The following is a 19,505-nucleotide window of genomic DNA, read 5'->3' as shown; positions in this document are numbered from 1 at the left end:
ATAGTTTTGGAAATAAGTTGGAAATATTATTATTATCTTTAGAAATCTCTTAAGAGTACTATAAAAATATAGAAATATTTGGAGGTTAAAAAAATGAAATTATCTATTATAAAAAAATTATTATTTTTAATTATTACATGTATTCCACTAACTGTTTTATCTTGTAGCAATACATCTAAAAAAATTACTTTAAGTGAAAATACAGAAAATGAAATTTCCTTAGAAGAAAGTGAAATTATAAAATCTATAACAGCTGGTGAAAAACTTTTAGATGAAGGAAAACTTGAAGAAGCTAAAGAAAATTTTAGCAAGGCTATCTCTCTTGATAAAACAAATAAGGATACCTATTTAAGAATAAAAGATAAATATATATCTATAAACAAGTTAGATGAAGCCTATAACATTGTTAAATCAGCAATATCTAATAATGTTGATATTGAAAACATGAAATTATTATTAAAAGAAATATCATCTAAGTTTGAAGTGATTAACTTAACTTCTTCCATATATCAATATAGCAATTATGCTCTACCTAAAAATGCTAATATAACGATACTTGGAGACTCAGTGCAAATTCCTATAACCTGGGATAATGAAATTGTTGATACAGAAAGTTTAGGCACATTTAAATATGAAGGTTTTAATGAAGAATATGGACGAAAAGTAATAATGAATATTACTATTTTAGAAAATGTTTATGATAAGCAAATAGGATGGGTAAAAGACTTTTATAAAGAAAATGGACAATTATATATTAATTTAGATTTAGTTGAATTTTATTTAGGCAGAGAAGAAGCTCTTAGGGAAGCAATTAAAGATGGAAAAGCTGGAATTGATGAAAATGGAGAATATTTTTTGCCAGCCCCAGTTTGGATAAGAAATAGCTCTAGTGCTATTACTAGTTATCCTATATCTGATGATTGTATATATTCTTTATGTTCTGCCACCATAAATCTTGAAAATTATGAAACTAGAGGGACATTAGTAAATATTTCTTATACCGACTTTTTAAAAGCATTTAACGATACTAAGAATAATAACGCAAGAATATTACTTGTTTGGGTTGATATAAAGAATGGTTCTATCTTTAAAATTTCTGAACAATATCTTCCATAATAATAAGCTTAAAGGAGAATCTATAATGAATAATAAATTTATAAAACTGACTATCACTGCAACTTTTTTAATACTAAGTATTTCACTCTTTTCATGTACTGACACAAGCAAAAAGGTAACTGTTTCCAATAATACTGAAGAAGAAATTTTAGTTGAAGAAAATGAAGTAACTGAACTTATAAATAATGGAACAAAGCTTCTTAATGATAAAAAATATGATGAAGCTAGCGCTTATTACAATAAAGCCATTGAATTAGATAAATCAAATAAAGACTTATATTTAGAAATTAAAGATATTTATTTAGAAGCAAATAGATTAGATGATGCTTATTTTATAACTAAAACTGCTATTTCTAATAATATAGATGCTGAAAATATGAAAAAAGTAGCTGAAGAAATCTCATCTAAATTTGATGTAATTAATATTAATGATAAAGTTGAACAAAATTCCGAGTATTATTTTCCTAAGAACGTAACTGCAGTAATAAATGATCAATCAATTACTTTACCTATAAAATGGGATTATGCTAAAGTCGATACAAGTAATAGCGGAACCTTTGAATACTATGGTTTTAATGAAGAATATGGCAGGAAGATAAAAGTTACTTTAACTGTTCCACAAGTTGTTTATGATAAACAAATAGGCAGTATTGAAAAGATCTATTCATCTAATGGTAAAACTTATATTGATGTTGATTTAGTTGGCTTCTATATAACTAAAGATCTATCTTTACAAGAGGCATTTAAAGATAGAAAAGATATTCCAATTATTGAAAGCACTGAAGAATTCTATCTTCCGGATGGCTACTATATAAAAAATGACTATAGCACAATAACCACCTATGAATTATCTAATGACTGTAGTTTTCAATTATTGCACCACGACTTTGTTGAAACTTTAGGTTTAAATCGTGATTATCCTGGTAATTCTTCTATAAATCTAATAGCATCATTTGATAACTTTAAAGATTATATAGATTTAAGAAATCCAATGGATATAGGAGATCTTGTTATTGATGATAACACCATATTAACTAATAGAGGAACTTTATGTTGGATTGAACTGAAAAATAATGTTGTATATTCTATCTATAGGCAATATACACCTTAAAAATTAAACTAATATCATTAAGAAAGTGGACTTATATAAGTTTGCCTATAATCTCATCTTGCTCTAAATCATCCCAAACTTATATAAGTCCACTTGAAAACTGAATGAAAATATAAAATTATTATATTGGAATGCTTAAGACATAATATAATCGCATCCCTCCCATTTTATATTTTCTCATATATTAAATTGTCCTTATACTATTTATTTATTGTAAAGTATTCCATATAATAGAATATATAACATTAAAGGAGAAGACTATATGGCTAATGAAATACTCATTGTTGAAGATGATAAATCTATAAATGACATATTATTTTACGCATTAAAATCTGAAGGATATAATTCTTACAGTACTTTCACTTTAAACGAAGCTAAGGAGTATTTAAATATAAATTTACCTGATTTAATTTTACTTGACTTAAATTTACCTGATGGAAACGGCTTTGATTTATGTAAAGATATAAGTTCTAAATGCTCTATTCCTATAATAATCCTTACAGCTAAAAACGATGTTGTTGATAAGGTATTAGGTCTAGAACTTGGAGCCGATGATTATATAACCAAGCCATTTCATATAAAAGAAGTATTAAGTAGAATAAAAGCTGTTTTAAGAAGAATAGAAAAGTCATCTTCTGAATCTAACACTCTCTTCATTAATATAAATAAAGATATCATGATTAACTTTAAAAATAGAACAGTTTTAAAAAATGATAAGGTTATTCAGCTTAAACCTAAGGAATATGAACTTTTAGAGTTTTTTGTCCAAAATAGAAATAAAGTCTTTTCAAGGGAACAACTTATAGATAATGTTTGGGAATTTTCTTATGATGGGGATATAAGGACAGTGGACATTCATATAAGAAGGCTTAGAAGTAAATTGGACACGCCTAATGAAGCATCAATAATTGAAACAGTATTTTCTGTGGGATACATTATGAGGTAAATTATGAAACTAAAATATAAGTTCACTTTAATAATAACTATTACTATGATTTTTCTCGGACTATCTCTTAATATTTCTGTTAGAAAAATTCTAAAAAGTAATATGGAAAATTCAATTACGAATTCACTAAAAGAAGTTATGAAAAGTACAAGAGAATCAATAAAATATACTCTATCTATACGAGATTATATCTTTAAAGATAAGGCTTTAGTTCAAGAAGCTGATTATCTAATAGAATATATTTCATTAAACTATGAAAGTCAAATTCAAATATGCGATGTTAATGGTAATTCAATTGCTACTAATTTATTAGAAAACCCTATTGAATTTTCTAATAATCTTAATGAAGTAAAGGATGGAAAAACTATAGTTAATATAAAATATAATAATAATTCTCTTACTGGAGTGCTTTCATATCCTTTAATAATAAACAAATCTTATCTAGGAATCATAAATTTAACTAAAGATTACACACCTTTGCTTATTGACTATAAAAAAGCCACTAACACTTTGACATTAATTGAAATATTTCTTATTATTTTTATATTTACTATTTCCTATAGGCTTACAAATAAAATAGTTAGACCTATAGAAATACTAACTTCTGCTTCTAAAAAGTTAAGTCAAGGAAATTATGATATAAATATAAATGTAGAAGGAAATGATGAAATATCTATATTATCAAAAGAATTTATTAATATGAAAACAAAAATTCAAGAACAAATATTAGATATAGAAAAGGAAAAAGAAAAGGTTGAAAAATTGGCCTTAAGTAGAAAAATATTTTTTGACACTGTAACTCATGAACTTAAAACTCCACTTACATCTATTATTGGATATTCTGAAATGATGATAGAAAATATAGTTGATGATGAAGAATTTAAAGCTCGAGCTCTTGATAGAATATACTCTGAAAGCCAACGATTAAATAAACTAGTTCTTGAAATAATAAATATTTCAAAGGGGTTATCTTCTATAAATGATGAGTTTATTAATATGGATATTGCACCTTTGATTAAAGCCATTTGTTCAGATATGAGTATTAAAGCTGAAAAATATAATTTTGGAATATATTCTATTATAGAAAGTGGTAGTGTTTCTATAAAGCCAAACAAAATTAAAGAAGTTTTGATAAATCTACTTGATAATGCGATAAAATACTCTATTGAAAATTCCACAATAATTCTTAATTCTTATGTTTGTAATGATTTTTATATTATTGATGTAATAAATGAATCTCTTCCTATTCCAGAATATATATTTGAGCATATATTTGAACCCTTTGTTAAGTCTAATGATTCATCTGATTTATCTAGTACAGGACTAGGATTATATTTATGCAAAGAAATAATAAAAGACCATGATGGCATAATAACCTTAGATAATGGTTATGAAATAATTTCAACCATAAAGCTACCTTTAATAAAAAATCACAATTAATATAAATTTTTAATCTTATACTATATTAATTGCTTCTTTAAACATATATAAAAGCTATTAATATTAATACTTATCTAAAGCCTAAACTTTAAATAAGGGTTATATTAATAGCTTTTTTAATCATTATTTAATTTATTCTACAACTATCTTATTGTAGTTTTTCTTTCCCCTTTTAAGAAGTGCTGAACCATCTTCTAAATCTGACTCTTCCAAAGTTCTGGTAACTTCAGTTACTTTTTCTCCATTTATTGATAAGCCACCTTGTTGGATTAGTCTTCTTCCTTCTGCTTTAGATGGAACTATTTTATTTTCAGCCATTATATCTAATAAGCTTACACCTAATTTTTCTTTACTTATTGTTACTGTAGGAACATTGCTCATGTCAACTCCACCAGAGAATAAAGCTTCAGCAGCATTTTTAGCTTTAGTTGCTTCTTCTTCTCCATGAACTAGTTTTGTAACTTCAAAAGCAAGACGCTTTTTAGCTTCGTTTATAGCTGCTCCTTCAACAGAACATATTTCTCTTACTTCATCCATTGGAACAAATGTTAATAATGATAAGCATTTTTCTACATCTGCATCATCTACATTTCTCCAGTATTGATAAAAATCAAATGGTGAAGTTTTATCTGGATCAAGCCATAAAGCTCCCCCCACTGTTTTTCCCATTTTTTGACCTTGGCTATTAGTTAATAAAGAACAAGTCATTGCCATTGATTGAGCTTGAGCTTTTCTTCTAACTAATTCTACCCCTGCAATCATATTTGACCATTGGTCATCTCCACCTAATTGCATTTTACAGCCATACTTTTGATTTAGTACGTAGAAATCGTATCCTTGCATTAGCATATAATTAAACTCTAAGAAAGAAAGTCCTTTTTCCAATCTTTGTTTAAAACATTCTGCTGTAAGCATTCTATTTACTGAAAAGTGAACTCCAACTTCTCTTAAGAAATCTACATAATTTAAATTTAATAACCAATCTGCATTATTAACTAATATTGCTTTATCATCAGAAAAATCTATAAATCTTTCCATTTGTTTTTTTATTGAATCCACATTATGTTGAATTTGTTCTTTCGTAAGCATTGTTCTCATATCAGTCTTGCCTGATGGATCTCCTACCATTGCTGTTCCACCACCAAGAAGCGCTATTGGTCTATGTCCTGCTTTTTGCATATGTGCCATAAACATTAACGCAATAAAATGTCCAACATGTAAACTATCAGCTGTTGGATCAAATCCTATATAAAAAGTTATTTTCTCCTTTTCTAGCAATTCTCTTGTTTCATCTTCATGAGTGAATTGCTTTATGTATCCACGATCTAATAACTCGTCTAAAACATTAGCCATTCTACGTAACCTCCTATTTATTTTTACTTATTATAGTATATCTTTTTATTTACATATTATCAACTATAAAACCATTGATTTAAATTGCGAAGCAATTTATATAGTTCACAGCGCACAGTTCACAGTTCACAGTTTTTGGAATAAAGTAACAGGGAACAGGTTATGATATAAATTGCAAAGCAATTTATAAATGAAAGAATGAAAAAATTAAAACAACTGTGCACTGTGCCTTGTGAACTGTGAACTGAAAAATGATTCGCAATTTAAAACAAAGGAGTAATTCTTAACAATAGAATTACCCCTACTTACTACTTTTTCGACATTTAATTTTTATTAATTTAGATTTCCCGAATTATTACTAGAATTCCTTTACTTAATATTTGAACTTTAAATTCCAAATAAAACTTACTTATTTAACAACTTAATTCTTATAATCCGGTTTATCTAAGACAATCTTTAACTACTTAAGCTTTTCTATTTAAGCTTTTCTTAACTCTCTAATAACGTATCAGTTATAAATTATCCAGTCCTTTAATCTTTAAATTCTATAATCCACTCCCGATAAATTACTTAATTTTTAATAAAATTTTTAACTAATTCATTTTACCAATTCTCTAAGCCACATATTCTCTTATACAATCTGGTAGATCATCAGTACATTCACAATTTAAATTTATATATAAATTTAAATTATATCTTTGAGAGAATTCCTTTAATTTTCTAAAGAGATTCGTTGATTCCGATATATTATTAACTATACTAGATAAAGCGTCTATATATATATTTTCTACATCATAATTTTGAGATATAACTCCACAAAGTAAACCATAAAAGCTCTCACAATCTATTACGCCAAGTTCATTAGTATTTATAAACCTTATCTTACCTCTAAGCTGCATCATACGTCTTGCATCGTCATCAATATAAACTGAATCTCCTTTTGCTTTATTTGAATGTTCATTAGCAAGTTCTATTAACCTTTTGGTTTTACCTGCCCCTCTTCTTGCACAAAAGACTTGAATCATTGGAATCCACTCCCCCTAATAGAATTTTTTTTATTCTCTTAATATATGTATATTCTATTTAGTTGAAAATATTTACAGAATATTTTAAAAAATAAAAAGATAGTGTGTTCTATTACATCACTATCTTTTTACCTAAAAAAATGAGAACTCATTACTTTGTTTTTTCCTGCATGCTTTGCTTTATAAAGGTATTTATCTGCACAATTAATAACAGCTTCTAGATTTTCTCCATCATATGGATAAAAACCAACCCCAAAGCTTGCAGTAATATTTCTTCCAAGTTCTTCTTTTGATATAAAGTTTTCTGATACCGCTTCCCTTATATTATCGATTCGCTCGTATACCTCTTGATTACTGTCTGTACAATCTATATATAATATTATTTCTTCTCCACCATATCTTGCTATTATATCCTTTGGATATAGCATATTCCTAATTAAATTTGCGGTTTCTATCAATACTTTATCTCCAAATTGATGTCCTAAAGTATCATTAATCCTTTTAAAATTATCTAAGTCAATCATAACTATTGCATATTTTTCTATTTTACCATTAGTTAATCTTTCCTCTATAATTTCATAAAATGTCTTTCTATTATAAATTCCAATTAAAGCATCACATTGTGCTGCCTTTTCTATCTTTTTATATAAAATAGAGTTTTCTAAAGCAATTGCTATTTGACTTGCTATTGAAGTTAAGAAAATTTCGTGAAATTCAGATAGAAAATTATAGTGGGTATGATCCACTATTATATAACCTATAAAATTTTCTCCAACTTTAATTGGCACACCCATTCGTGAATGAATAGATATACCATTTAACTCGTCTTCTATTATTGGCTCCTTTGAATTTAAAATAAAAGTCTTATGTTTACTTATGTATTTTTTACATTCTTCTGTAAGGCCTATACTTTCTTCTGTGCCATTAGTAGCTTTTATCACAAATTTAAAATCTTCTAGTAAATATATGGTGGATTGAGTAACTCCTATAATTCCTATAATCATATCATTTATCATTGGTATTATATTTTTACTACTTAAATTTGAATTTATATAATTGCTAATTAATATTACATTAGAAAGCATATCAAGGTTTTTTTCATATTGAACATTAGCAGAACTTAATTCCTGTATTTTTTCTTCTGTGATTTTCTGATAGCTTTCGTACTCTGACTTAAGTTGCTGATACTTAACTTTATAATCGTCCATACTCCCTCCCTATTTCATCTAACATAGTATGAATCGAATCCAGACAATCTATAAGTTAATATTACTTTATTTTCCTTTTAATATCAATAGATTTTTACATTCAAAATTGTTTTCAATATAATATTTGTAATATAGTATAACTAAACTATCTATAAACTATCTTTAATTAATCCTGTTCCTTCAACTATTATGTTTACATTTACTTCTAAGTCAGTTTTTGATATAGGATTATATACTGCTGCCCTTGGATAATGTATATCCAAAAGTCTTTCTATTTCAAAAATATCAAGTTCCTTTTCTTTATATTCAGCAAATATATTTTTAATATAACTTTCTACTTCCTTTTCTTTAACCTCTTTTATATATTTTAATAATTCCTTATCAACAATTAACCTTCCTTGTGTTTCTGCAACAGATACTTTCATCTCTAAATTTTTAATTAATTTAATATTCTCTCCATCGTATTGAATTTTACTTTCTGTGTTATTATCTAATATATCTAATGTTATAAATCCTTGTTGTGATTGAGGATTAGACATTTCTAGAGTTCCTCTTCTTATATTATTCATAAGTAGATTGTAACTCATTGCATCTTTAGCATCAATTCTTTCCACTAATATGTTATCTTTTATTATTGCTCCTCCGCCAATTTCAATTTTTTTATCTAAAGCGTCTTCCCTTATTTCAATAACTCCCACTATATATGTATCACTAGCTGTTACTGAATTATTTAGGTAATCATTCATATTAGCTCTCATTGCCCTTGGATTTCTTTTATTTTTATGTACTAATTCTTCCAAATATAGTCCTAAATACTCTTCATCACTTGAGGTTATTTTTAGTAAGTCCTTAACTTCTCCAAAATAAACAAACATATCTGGTTTGATTTGGAATTCTTGACTATTATTTATTAAGTCTATGTATCTTTTTATACCATCTCTTGCAGCATTTTCTGTAAAAATATAAGCTCTATTTTGAGAGTAATTCAATTCAAAACTAGATGCTAAATTTACATCTCTTAGTGCTTCTAACGCTGTTTTACCTATACCCTTATATATTATTCTCTTTCCTTTATCTGAACTTTCATTAGTACTTCTGTAAGGTTTCACACAATCTACATAAACTATTGCTCTTCCAAAATCATCTGTATCAAAAATAACACTTGTAGCAAAACTTACTTTATTTATATCTCTATAATTAAAGCACCCTACTAAGAATAAGGGGATAAAAAATACTGTTATAATTTTACTTAACTTCTTGAACTTCATTTTTCATCCCCCTTTTTTATGAAATCTTTTGAAATTTTTTCTAAGTTTCCTCTGAGTACAACATCTTTAAATCTATATTCATTAATACTTCCAATTGGGAATAAAAATTGATACCCTACTGAATCTAGCTCTGCTAATTGAATTAATAATAATAAAGCTCCACATAAAAACCCAGGTATTCCAAAGGCTGCCGAAAACGCAACTAATACTAGTGCCCAGAATGATAATGCTCCATATAGCTTTGGAATTAAAAAATATGATAGGGTACTTAATGCAACTACTATTATAGTTATTCTTGATGCTATACCAGCTCCTACAGCAGCTTCTCCTAGAATTAAACCTGAAACTATACTCATTGCTCCACCTATTGGTTGTGGAAGTCTTAGCCCTGCTTCTTTTATAAATTGAAATGCAAGCATCATTAATATAACTTCAACAAATGTTGGAAAGGGAACTCCTGCCCTAGATACCGCAAGCCTAAACATAAATAATGATGGTATAGTAGAAAAATGATAAGTTATTATTGCTACATAAATTCCTGGTACCATTGTTGCAACAAAAAACGCACACCATCTTAATATCCTATTAAAATTTGTATGATATTTATTCAAATAATAATCATCTGGCATTTGAAAGTTTTCTAAAAAAAAGTATGGTACGGTAATTACAAAGGAAGTTCCATCAACAATTATAGCAACTCTTCCTTCTAGTAGTTTTGCACCAATCTCATCTGGTTTTTCAGTATATCCTACTGTATCAAAAAGACTTTTTTGACTCTTAAGCTCATCTTCTATATAGTTGGTATCAAATATAAATCTTAAATCCAAATTTTTCACTTTTTCTTTTATATCATTAACTAATTCCTTCGGTGCAACACCATCTAAATAACATACAGCTACTGCAGTATTTGATTCTTCACCTACTACTATTGCTTCAAATTTTAGATTCGGATTTTTCACTCTTTTTCTTATTAACGCAACATTATGTACTATTAATTCATTAAATCCTTCTCTTGGTCCTTTTAAAACTGATTCTGTTTCAGGAATTCCAACGCCTCTTACTGGAAACCCCTTAGTTTCTACATATATTATCTCTTCAAAATCATCAAATACTATTATTGGATCACCAGATAATATATGCATTATTGCATCATCTCTATCTTTAGCAATATCCGTTGCACCTATATTTAATGCATTTTCTATTACTTCTTTAACAGAAGTTATTTTACCTCCATTTGGATGAAGTTCACCAAAACCTCTCAATGGTAAAACGACGTATTCACTTATCATTTGCATATTACATAGATCATCAATAAATATTACTGTTGCTTTACCTAAAACCGTTTGAACCGGCCTATATTTAACATCAAAAGAGTTTTTCATTTTCTCTTTTATATATTCTAAATTATTCATATACATCACCTGATTGTATTATTTGCTGAAAAATTGTTTAATATTCATTTTTTTGCTAATACTAAAAAGAGTGAAAAAGTGAAAGATTTAAAAAGTGAGCGAATTAAAGTTAAACTCCTTTGGAGTTTTTTATTAATTAAGTCCTTAATTTGGCAAAGCTAAATTATTTCAATAATTTTTCATTCTTTCTCTCTTTCACTTTTCCCATTAACTTTAGAAGGGTGGTAAATATGAATAAAATTTCTAGTAAACATTTTATATTATTTATAATTGGTGTAGTAATCATATCACTAAAAACATATCCATCAATTTTCATAGATATAGGGGGAAGAGATACTTGGCTTGCTTCTTTAATAGCTTCAATAATATTTGTTATTTTCTTAATGTATATAGTCAATATTTGCAATGTTACTAAAACCTTTGATATAAATTATATTTTTGCGCATTCTATGCCAAAAGCACTAAGCTTTATTCTAATGCTTATATTTATAATCACTTTATTTATAAATGCAATTGAAGCTGGAGCTCTAGAAGCTAATATATTACATTCTACATTGTTTCTTGAGACTCCTGTTTGGTATGCCTTGGCATTTTTCCTACTGCCATCACTTTTTATCTTTAATAAAAGACTACGTACTATATTAATATTTGTTTTAGTTAGCGTATTTATAATAATAATAAATGGAATTATCTTCTTTGCTCTGTCTCAAAGTTATAAAGATATAAATAACTTACTTCCTGTACTTGGTAGTAATATTTCTTATGGCTTTGTTATTTCAACTTTACTTATTTTAGGTGGATTTTCTTCATTTATGATAGCTATTCCATTTTTAAAGTTTATTGATAAAGTTGAGCATATTAGAATACATACACTTTACGCTGGTATTATTTCAGCTGCATTTATTATTATCTCTTTTGTAGGGGTTATAACTGCCTTTGGCCCACTAAGAGCTGCTAATATATTTTATCCTGAATTTATACTTGGGCAAAGGATAGAATTTGGTGGATTCATAGAATTTGGTGAACTATTTTTCTTGATTCAGACTGTAATTGGATTTTTTGTTAAATATGTATTATCAACCTATAGCATTTTATTAATTTGTGAAAAATATATTAAAAATAAGCGCATTTTTATTGGAATATATACATTTTTAATATTTGTTTTTTCTAATTTCTTAGGAATGAATAATTACTTACTTTATGATGCTTTGAAGTATTTACAAATACTTAATTTATTCAGCTTTGTTTTATTACCAATTATAGTATTTTCATTATATTACCTGAGGCATAGCCCCAAAAAAAGCTTAATGAAAAAATCTAAATAATTAGAAATTTCAAAATAATCTGATTTTTTTTATTATATACTCTTGAAATAATATCATTTTGTGGTATAATTATTTTGAAAATTTAAATGATTAGGAAAAATTTCGATATATTCTCTCCCCTTAAAGTTCATTATTCACCTTAAGGAAGAAATTATCAAGTTTGTCCTTATGAATTTTAAGGAGGATTTCAAAATGGAAGATAAAAAAATAATTTGTAAAGATTGTGGAAAGGAATTTGTTTTCACAGTTGGAGAACAAGAATTCTACAAGGAAAAGGGATTTGATAATGAGCCAGTAAGATGCCCTGATTGTAGAAGAGCTAGAAAAGCACAAAATAACAGAAGATAGTTTCTGTTTTAAAAGACTAATCATTAATTTGATTGGTCTTTATTTCATTTTTATCAAATTATAAGAAATCCTATATTTTATAAGTATTTTTTCTTTAAATCTACATAAACTATTATCTGCAGCTAATATTTTTCGAAGGAGGATTTTTTTAATGAAATTAATAAAGATGTTTTTTACAATATCTGTTTTATTAGGATTATTTGCTTTAATATTTAAATATTCAATTTGGTCAATAAATATAATATTGCTTGCGGCTATTTTATTATTAGTAGTAGATATTTTTTATGCTAAGGCTTAAATTTATTATCTACGTACTTTGAAAGAATATCTTATAAGATAACTTTATTTTATGATAACTTTGAGATTAATAAAAATATTTTAAATTATATATTTTTTATAGTTCAATTATTGTTAGTTTAATATTGCTCCCTCTCATAAATTATTAAGCTTAATATCCCATACTTTTATTTAGAATACTTATTTATACATAAATTTAAATTCATACTTTTCCTCTTATTTCATTTCATGTTCTTCGTGCCTCTTAATTTTGATCCATTGACTAATGTTAAATTAAAATAATCAAATCTAAACTTATATATTAATCCTGTATAAGCTAAATTTAATCATATATTTCATATACTCATCATAAATACCAATCTATAGTCTTATTCCTTGTTGACATGGTAAATTTCCAAATTTATAATTAATTGTATAACTATAAGTCTTATATGTTAGTATGCACAAATGAAAGGAGTGCTTTAATTGGAAAGTAATACAGATAAAAAGAAGGTTATTTTTAGTGGAATTCAGCCTTCTGGTCAATTAACTTTAGGAAATTATTTAGGAGCTATAAAAAATTGGGTGGCTCTTCAAGATGAATTTGATTGTTATTTTTGCGTAGTAGATTTACATGCAATAACTGTTAAACAAGAGCCAAAGGATTTAAGACAAAGAACTCTTGAAGTTCTTGCAATATATATAGCTGCGGGTATAGTTCCTGAAAAGAATACTTTATTTATTCAATCACATGTTCCTGCTCACAGCGAATGTGCATGGCTTTTAACATGTAATTCTTATATGGGAGAACTTAGTAGAATGACTCAGTATAAAGATAAATCTCAGAGATATGGGGATTCAATAGGTGCTGGACTATTCACTTATCCTGTATTAATGGCTGCTGATATTCTTTTATATAATACAGATTTAGTACCTGTGGGTCAAGATCAAAAGCAGCATTTAGAAATAGCTAGAGATATTGCTAATAGATTTAATAATACTTATAGTCCAACATTTAAAATTCCAGATCCATATATTCCAAAGGTTGGTGCTAAGGTTATGAGCCTTCAAGAGCCAACTAAAAAGATGTCTAAATCAGATGATAATCCAAATGGATACATCTTAATTATGGACCCACCTGAAGTAATAAGAAAGAAGGTTTCTAGAGCTGTTACTGATAGCCTTGGAATTATAAATTACTCTGATGATCAACCAGGTGTTAAGAATTTACTTGATCTTCTAATTGCAATAAATGGTTCAACCCCACAAGACCTTGTAGCCTATTATAAAGATAAAGGCTATGCTGATTTAAAGAAAGATGTAGCTGATGCTATAGTAAATGAGTTAGAACCAATTCAAAATAAAGTTAATGAAATCCTTAAAGATAAAAAAGCATTAGAAGAAATATATAAATTAGGTGCTGAAAAAGCAAACTATATATCAATGAAAACACTTAGAAAAATGCAAAAAAAGATTGGATTTATTCCTAGAGGATAATACCAAATATAAATAAAGCTCCTTAATAGGAGTCTTTATTTATAATTAATGTGAAAAAATGAGGTTTATATTATGAAACTGTATAAAAACATTCTAAATATTTTAATAATACTATTTATAGTTCTATACCCTATTTTGCCCAGTTATGGAATTATAAATTCAGACTTGATTCTATATTCAATACTTTTAGTACAAACTCTAGGCATAATAATTTTAAATGACGAACGTCAAAATATAATAAAAAATATTCCTCTATTATTAAAAGATAAAATTTTTCTATCATTATCATTATTAAATTTAATTATGTATGCCTCTACAATTATTTCTATTGACAAAAAGATCACAATTGTGAATAGTATAAGATTCTCTATGTATATATTTATATATTATTCAATTTCTTATAAGCTAACTGGTAAAAATATATTTAAAATATTGATGAACTCATTTTTAAGTGTTTCAATATTATCTAGTTTTATAAGTATATTTCAATTAATCAAATATAAGTTTTCAAATATTCAATTAAATGAAGAACATAGAATTTCTTCTTTTTTAGAGAATTCAAATAATCTAGGTGCTTATACAATATTATCTATCTTTATAATTTTATTATTACTTATAAACACTAAAAAAAAGAGCCAAAAGATATTTTTATTTATATCCTCACTTTTACTTTTTTCAAATATAATATTATCTCAATCTCGTAATGCTTTGCTAGCATTACTTTTTGGTTCAGTTTTAATTTCAATAGTTTATGATAAAAGATTTATAATAGCATCAGTAATTATTCCTGTAATACTATTTATAATTCCTCAAAGTAGAATTAGATTATTAGATATTTTTAATTTAGATCAAAATAGTAGTAGATTTAAAATTTGGAAGTCTGCTGAGCTTATGATAAAAGATAATCCTATATTTGGTCTTGGATATGAGAATTTTACATCTGCATATCCTACTTATATCTACCACAATCAAGAGTTAATGGTCCATGGTAGTTATAAAGCGTTACATCCACATAATATATTCTTGAAGATACAATCTGAATTAGGAATTTTAGGTAGTATATTATTTGTTTTATTTTTATCTTTTACAATAATAACATTATTATCTTATATAAAAAATTGTAATGATACTAAGATTAAAAATATATTAGTTGGAATAACTATTTCATTTACTAGCTTTCAATTTATGAATTTATTAGATTGTTATTATAATTCACTAAAAGTAATTATTACTATGTTTATTATCTTGGCAATTGCAAGTTATTATAATAATATTAATAAAAACTTATCCTAATTAAATAAAAGCTATAAAACTAACTTATGATAGTTTTATAGCTTTACTTATTATTTATTCCAGTCTCTACTTGTTAAATATTGAATAAAAGGTTCTCTAAGTTCTTCTCTTTTCAAAGCATATTCTACTGTTGCTTGCAGGAAACCTAATTTATCTCCCACATCATATCTTTTTCCTTCAAAATTATAGGCATACATAGCTTCATTTTCAATTAAAGTTTGTAATGCATCTGTAAGTTGAATTTCTCCGCCTTTACCTGGTTTAGTATTTTGTAAAATATCAAATATTTGTGGAGTTATTATATATCTTCCTAATATAGCAACATTACTTGGAGCTTCTTCTATAGCTGGTTTTTCAACCAATTTTTTTACTTTATAAACCCTATCTTCAATATGAATTCCATCCACTATTCCATATTTATTTACATCTTCTTGATTTACTGTTTGAACCCCTAAAATAGAAGTTTTATATTCCTTATAGCAATTCATTAATTGTTTTAAGCAAGGAACTTCTGAGTCCACTACATCGTCGCCTAATAATACTGCAAAAGGCTCATTACCAACAAATGCTCTTGCACATGAAATTGCATGCCCTAATCCCTTAGGCTCTTTTTGTCTTATGTAATGAATATCTACCATATCAGATATTCCTCTTACAAGTTCCAAAAGATCTTCTTTATGATTTTTTTCAAGTTCCATTTCTAATTCTACTGATTTATCAAAATGGTCTTCTATGCACTTTTTATTTCTTCCTGTGATTATAAGAATTTCTTCTATTCCTGATGCAACAGCCTCCTCAATAATGTATTGTATAGTTGGTTTATCAACTATTGGAAGCATTTCTTTAGGCTGTGCTTTAGTTGCTGGTAAAAATCTAGTTCCTAGCCCAGCTGCTGGTATAATAGCTTTTCTTACTTTCATATTTATCCCTCTCATTCATATATCTTTACATAATATAACCAATTTTTATTTTAACATATTAAAATATATAATTCAATTTATACGCCAATTTAATTGAATTATTTTACAATTTTATCAATAATACTTATAATCTTTTTAATAAAACTATGTTCTTTTAATATTATAGATTATTATACTTATAAAATCATGATTATCTAATACTTCTTATAAATTCTATATATTTATCATGATTAATTGCAAAATTTCCTGATACTTTTTCACCATCATTAATATTTTTAGTCACTACAGATCCAAGACTTATACTAACATTATTCCCTAAAAGTAACCCATTAGAAATAATAGCACCTAGCCCAACCCATGAATCCTCTCCTAATATAGTTCTTCCCCCAAAAGTTGTTCTTGATGCAACTAAACATCTTTTTCCTATTTTAACACCATGCTCTATATGAACTAAATCATCTAGTTTAGAATAATCCTCTATTATTGTATTATCCCAAGTATAAAGTGCTTTATCTATACATGAATTATATTGAATTTCTACATTGTTTCCTATAATTACTCCGCCGCAATGATTAACATTCATTATTATTCCATCTACTCTCTTATATTCATATCCTTCACCACCTAAGACTACACCAGATCTTATAATAGAATTATCTCCTATTACTGTATTCTCCCTAATAACAACAAATTCTTCTATTTTTACGTTATTACCTATCCTTACATTTTTTTTACTTATAGAAGCTAGAGGATTTATTTCACAATTTTCTCCAAATATAGTATCAAACTCTTTCCTTTTATAACTATCTATTTGAGACAATTTATTATGTAACTTGAAATAATCCATTCTAGGATTACTTGAGATTATAATTCCATATTTATTTTTAAGTTTATCACCTATTTCTTTTGTTGTTATTAAACAAGTAATTTTATCACTTAACCCACTAATATATTTTTCATTTTCAATAAAAGAAAGTAACTTTTCTTCACATACTGAAACTGCTAGACCTAAAGATGTGAATTCCCCATCTTTAAGAAGATTCAAGTTTTCTATTAATTTTGTAATTTCACTTAATAACATTTTATTTCCTCCTAAGCCTTCTATATTTAATAATAACTTCAGATATAAATTTCAAATATATTATACCATTTTTTCACTAATGTTTTAATTTATTAATTCATTGAATATATTGTCGTATTATGTTAATATAAAACCTGCATATTTAATATTTATTTAAAAAAGTTATACTTTTCTTGTTGAATTATTAAGTTTTTATTATTTATGATATTTTTGACTCAATTAAATTTATTAGTTGAAAATTATATAGAAAGTATTTATATGGAGGAAATAAAATAATGAAAAAAAGTACAAAAGATTCTATTATTGTTGGCTTTGCCTTATTTTCAATGTTCTTTGGAGCAGGTAATCTTATATTTCCAGCCTTCCTTGGAAATAAAATAGGAAGCGAATATTTATTAGGTATTATAGGATTTATTACTACTGGAGTTGGACTTCCACTCCTAGCTATCTTTGCTTGCTCAAAAGGAGATGGAACTTTTGAAACCCTTTCAAATAAAATAGGTAAAAAGTTTTCAATAATACTTACTGCTGCTCTATTCATAGCCGTCGGACCCCTGCTTGCAATTCCAAGGACAGCAGCTACTACTTTTGAACTTACAATAAGCCCCTTTTTCCCTAGTGTATCTCCATTTATAGTTATGACTATATATTTTATAATAAACTTATTTTTTGTTTTAAAAAGTACTTCTATAATTGATACACTTGGTAAATACTTAACACCAGCTTTAATAATTTTACTTGTAATTCTTATTACTAAAGGATTTTTTATACCTATTGGAAATATAGTTGAAACTGATGCTATTAATGTTTTCCCATCTGCTTTGCTAGAGGGATATCAAACAATGGATGCTATAGCTGCTCTATTATTTGCAGGTATAATAACTGATTCATTAAAAAATAAAGGATACAAAGATAATCAAATGTCTACTATGATATTAAAATCAAGTTTTGTTGCAATTATTGGGCTTGCTTTTGTTTATGGAGGACTAACTTATATAGGTGCTCAAACTGTCAACTTAGCATCAAGTGATATTGGAAAAACTACACTTCTAGTATTAATAGCTAAAAATATACTAGGTCAAATTGGCCCTATAGTAATTGGAGTTGCTATGGGTCTTGCATGTTTAACAACATCTATTGGATTATTAACATCAAGCTCAAAATTTTTTGAAAGAGTATCAAAGGGTAAGTTACCATATAATTTAAATGCTATTGTTATATCTATTATTAGCTTAGCAATCGCAACTCTAGGCGTTGATAAAATAATAGTTTTATCAATTCCAATACTTAATATATTATATCCTGTATCAATTACTTTAATTGCTACTACTCTTTTATCTAATATATTAAAAAATATTAATGCTATAAGATTTGGAGTTTATACTTCATTGATTTTTGGAATACTCTTTGAAATTCCTTTGATTAATTTAAGTTTTATTCCACTTTCAAATCTAGGATTTGGATGGGTACTTCCTACTATAATTTCAATAATAATAGGATACGTTATTTTTTCTCCTAGAAACAAAAATGCTATACAATTAGACTAAGTAAAATTTTTAGTTTGCAGTTCATAAAGCACAGTTTACAGCTTTTTATTTTTATAGGTATTAGGGAACATGGTTAAGTATAAAATCGATAATTAAAATTTGAGGAATATTTAATTAAGTATATACTTAATTAATGAGCTTCATTCTAAATTATAACTGAGTTCAATCTATTAAGTATCCAGTGATTAATATTAAAAACCTTGATTTGTTTTTCCATAATGTAACTTTTATGAAAAAACAAATCAAGGTTTTCCTTATTTACTATTTAACGTAAGCGCTTCAGAAAATGGCGTCTATAATTATTTTTAAGCAAATGATACCCTATCACTATAGAAATTA

The 19,505-nt window shown here is 26.5% G+C and carries 17 protein-coding genes; 10 read left to right on the top strand and 7 right to left on the bottom strand.

Annotation, left to right across the window (positions count from 1 at the left end; all coding sequences use genetic code 11):
- Positions 1 to 93 precede the first annotated feature (93 nt).
- The 4 genes from ABDZ60_RS17305 to ABDZ60_RS17290 all read left to right on the top strand — a co-directional run bounded on the left by ABDZ60_RS17305 (position 94) and on the right by ABDZ60_RS17290 (position 4,613).
- Entirely contained in the window at positions 94 to 1,116 is a 1,023-nt protein-coding gene (locus ABDZ60_RS17305; RefSeq protein ID WP_016207728.1) for a tetratricopeptide repeat protein, read from the top strand.
- Positions 1,117 to 1,141: 25 nt separating this feature from the next.
- The gene (locus ABDZ60_RS17300; protein WP_343779851.1) at positions 1,142 to 2,227 is read left to right on the top strand and encodes a tetratricopeptide repeat protein; all 1,086 of its coding nucleotides are present in this window, start codon (positions 1,142 to 1,144) and stop codon (positions 2,225 to 2,227) included.
- Between the two features lie 262 nt (positions 2,228 to 2,489).
- A complete protein-coding gene (locus tag ABDZ60_RS17295) occupies positions 2,490 to 3,173 on the top strand; it encodes a response regulator transcription factor (protein ID WP_343779849.1) in 684 nt (227 codons plus the stop codon).
- A 3-nt stretch (positions 3,174 to 3,176) separates the two neighbouring features.
- A complete protein-coding gene (locus tag ABDZ60_RS17290; protein WP_343779847.1) occupies positions 3,177 to 4,613 on the top strand; it encodes a HAMP domain-containing sensor histidine kinase in 1,437 nt (478 codons plus the stop codon).
- A gap of 132 nt (positions 4,614 to 4,745) precedes the next feature.
- Here the strand turns inward: ABDZ60_RS17290 and tyrS are convergent, their stop codons facing one another.
- From tyrS to ABDZ60_RS17265, 5 genes are all read right to left on the bottom strand, one after another.
- A complete protein-coding gene (gene tyrS / locus ABDZ60_RS17285) occupies positions 4,746 to 5,966 on the bottom strand; it encodes a tyrosine--tRNA ligase (RefSeq protein ID WP_343779845.1) in 1,221 nt (406 codons plus the stop codon).
- Positions 5,967 to 6,580: 614 nt separating this feature from the next.
- Positions 6,581 to 6,991 (bottom strand): hypothetical protein, encoded by a 411-nt coding sequence (locus tag ABDZ60_RS17280; protein WP_016207733.1) that lies wholly within the window; start codon positions 6,989 to 6,991, stop codon positions 6,581 to 6,583.
- Between the two features lie 128 nt (positions 6,992 to 7,119).
- Complete coding sequence (locus tag ABDZ60_RS17275; protein WP_343779843.1) at positions 7,120 to 8,199, bottom strand: sensor domain-containing diguanylate cyclase; 1,080 nt, start codon at positions 8,197 to 8,199, stop codon at positions 7,120 to 7,122.
- A 149-nt stretch (positions 8,200 to 8,348) separates the two neighbouring features.
- Entirely contained in the window at positions 8,349 to 9,467 is a 1,119-nt protein-coding gene (locus tag ABDZ60_RS17270) for a Ger(x)C family spore germination protein (protein ID WP_047001896.1), read from the bottom strand.
- Positions 9,464 to 10,879: a spore germination protein gene (locus ABDZ60_RS17265; RefSeq protein WP_016207736.1), complete on the bottom strand. Its 1,416-nt coding sequence runs from the start codon at positions 10,877 to 10,879 to the stop codon at positions 9,464 to 9,466. The genes ABDZ60_RS17270 and ABDZ60_RS17265 overlap by 4 nt, the downstream gene beginning before the upstream one ends.
- Positions 10,880 to 11,109: 230 nt before the next feature.
- Here ABDZ60_RS17265 and ABDZ60_RS17260 point away from each other — a divergent pair, with 230 nt between their 5' ends.
- The 5 genes from ABDZ60_RS17260 to ABDZ60_RS17240 all read left to right on the top strand — a co-directional run bounded on the left by ABDZ60_RS17260 (position 11,110) and on the right by ABDZ60_RS17240 (position 15,618).
- Complete coding sequence (locus ABDZ60_RS17260) at positions 11,110 to 12,204, top strand: endospore germination permease (protein WP_016207737.1); 1,095 nt, start codon at positions 11,110 to 11,112, stop codon at positions 12,202 to 12,204.
- Between the two features lie 192 nt (positions 12,205 to 12,396).
- Entirely contained in the window at positions 12,397 to 12,552 is a 156-nt protein-coding gene (locus tag ABDZ60_RS17255) for a zinc-ribbon domain-containing protein (protein ID WP_016207738.1), read from the top strand.
- A gap of 151 nt (positions 12,553 to 12,703) precedes the next feature.
- The gene (locus ABDZ60_RS17250; protein WP_156174343.1) at positions 12,704 to 12,850 is read left to right on the top strand and encodes a hypothetical protein; all 147 of its coding nucleotides are present in this window, start codon (positions 12,704 to 12,706) and stop codon (positions 12,848 to 12,850) included.
- A 464-nt stretch (positions 12,851 to 13,314) separates the two neighbouring features.
- Positions 13,315 to 14,325, top strand: a complete 1,011-nt coding sequence (gene trpS / locus ABDZ60_RS17245; protein ID WP_343779838.1) for a tryptophan--tRNA ligase — start codon at positions 13,315 to 13,317, stop codon at positions 14,323 to 14,325.
- A 72-nt stretch (positions 14,326 to 14,397) separates the two neighbouring features.
- On the top strand, positions 14,398 to 15,618 hold the full coding sequence (locus ABDZ60_RS17240; protein WP_343779835.1) for an O-antigen ligase family protein: 1,221 nt from the start codon (positions 14,398 to 14,400) through the stop codon (positions 15,616 to 15,618).
- A gap of 50 nt (positions 15,619 to 15,668) precedes the next feature.
- Here the strand turns inward: ABDZ60_RS17240 and galU are convergent, their stop codons facing one another.
- Both galU and ABDZ60_RS17230 read right to left on the bottom strand, forming a co-directional pair.
- Entirely contained in the window at positions 15,669 to 16,538 is an 870-nt protein-coding gene (galU, locus tag ABDZ60_RS17235; protein WP_343779832.1) for a UTP--glucose-1-phosphate uridylyltransferase GalU, read from the bottom strand.
- Between the two features lie 190 nt (positions 16,539 to 16,728).
- The gene (locus tag ABDZ60_RS17230) at positions 16,729 to 17,619 is read right to left on the bottom strand and encodes a UDP-3-O-(3-hydroxymyristoyl)glucosamine N-acyltransferase (protein WP_343779829.1); all 891 of its coding nucleotides are present in this window, start codon (positions 17,617 to 17,619) and stop codon (positions 16,729 to 16,731) included.
- A gap of 275 nt (positions 17,620 to 17,894) precedes the next feature.
- On the opposite strand from ABDZ60_RS17230, the gene brnQ reads away from it, so the two are divergent.
- Positions 17,895 to 19,166 (top strand): branched-chain amino acid transport system II carrier protein, encoded by a 1,272-nt coding sequence (gene brnQ / locus ABDZ60_RS17225; protein ID WP_343779827.1) that lies wholly within the window; start codon positions 17,895 to 17,897, stop codon positions 19,164 to 19,166.
- Positions 19,167 to 19,505 lie beyond the last annotated feature (339 nt).

Source organism: Clostridium sartagoforme, from assembly GCF_039521405.1.
In the GTDB taxonomy this organism is placed as follows: domain Bacteria; phylum Bacillota; class Clostridia; order Clostridiales; family Clostridiaceae; genus Clostridium; species Clostridium sartagoforme.
Note: the sequence above shows the minus strand (reverse complement) of the source record. Positions and strands in the feature narration are given on the sequence as shown.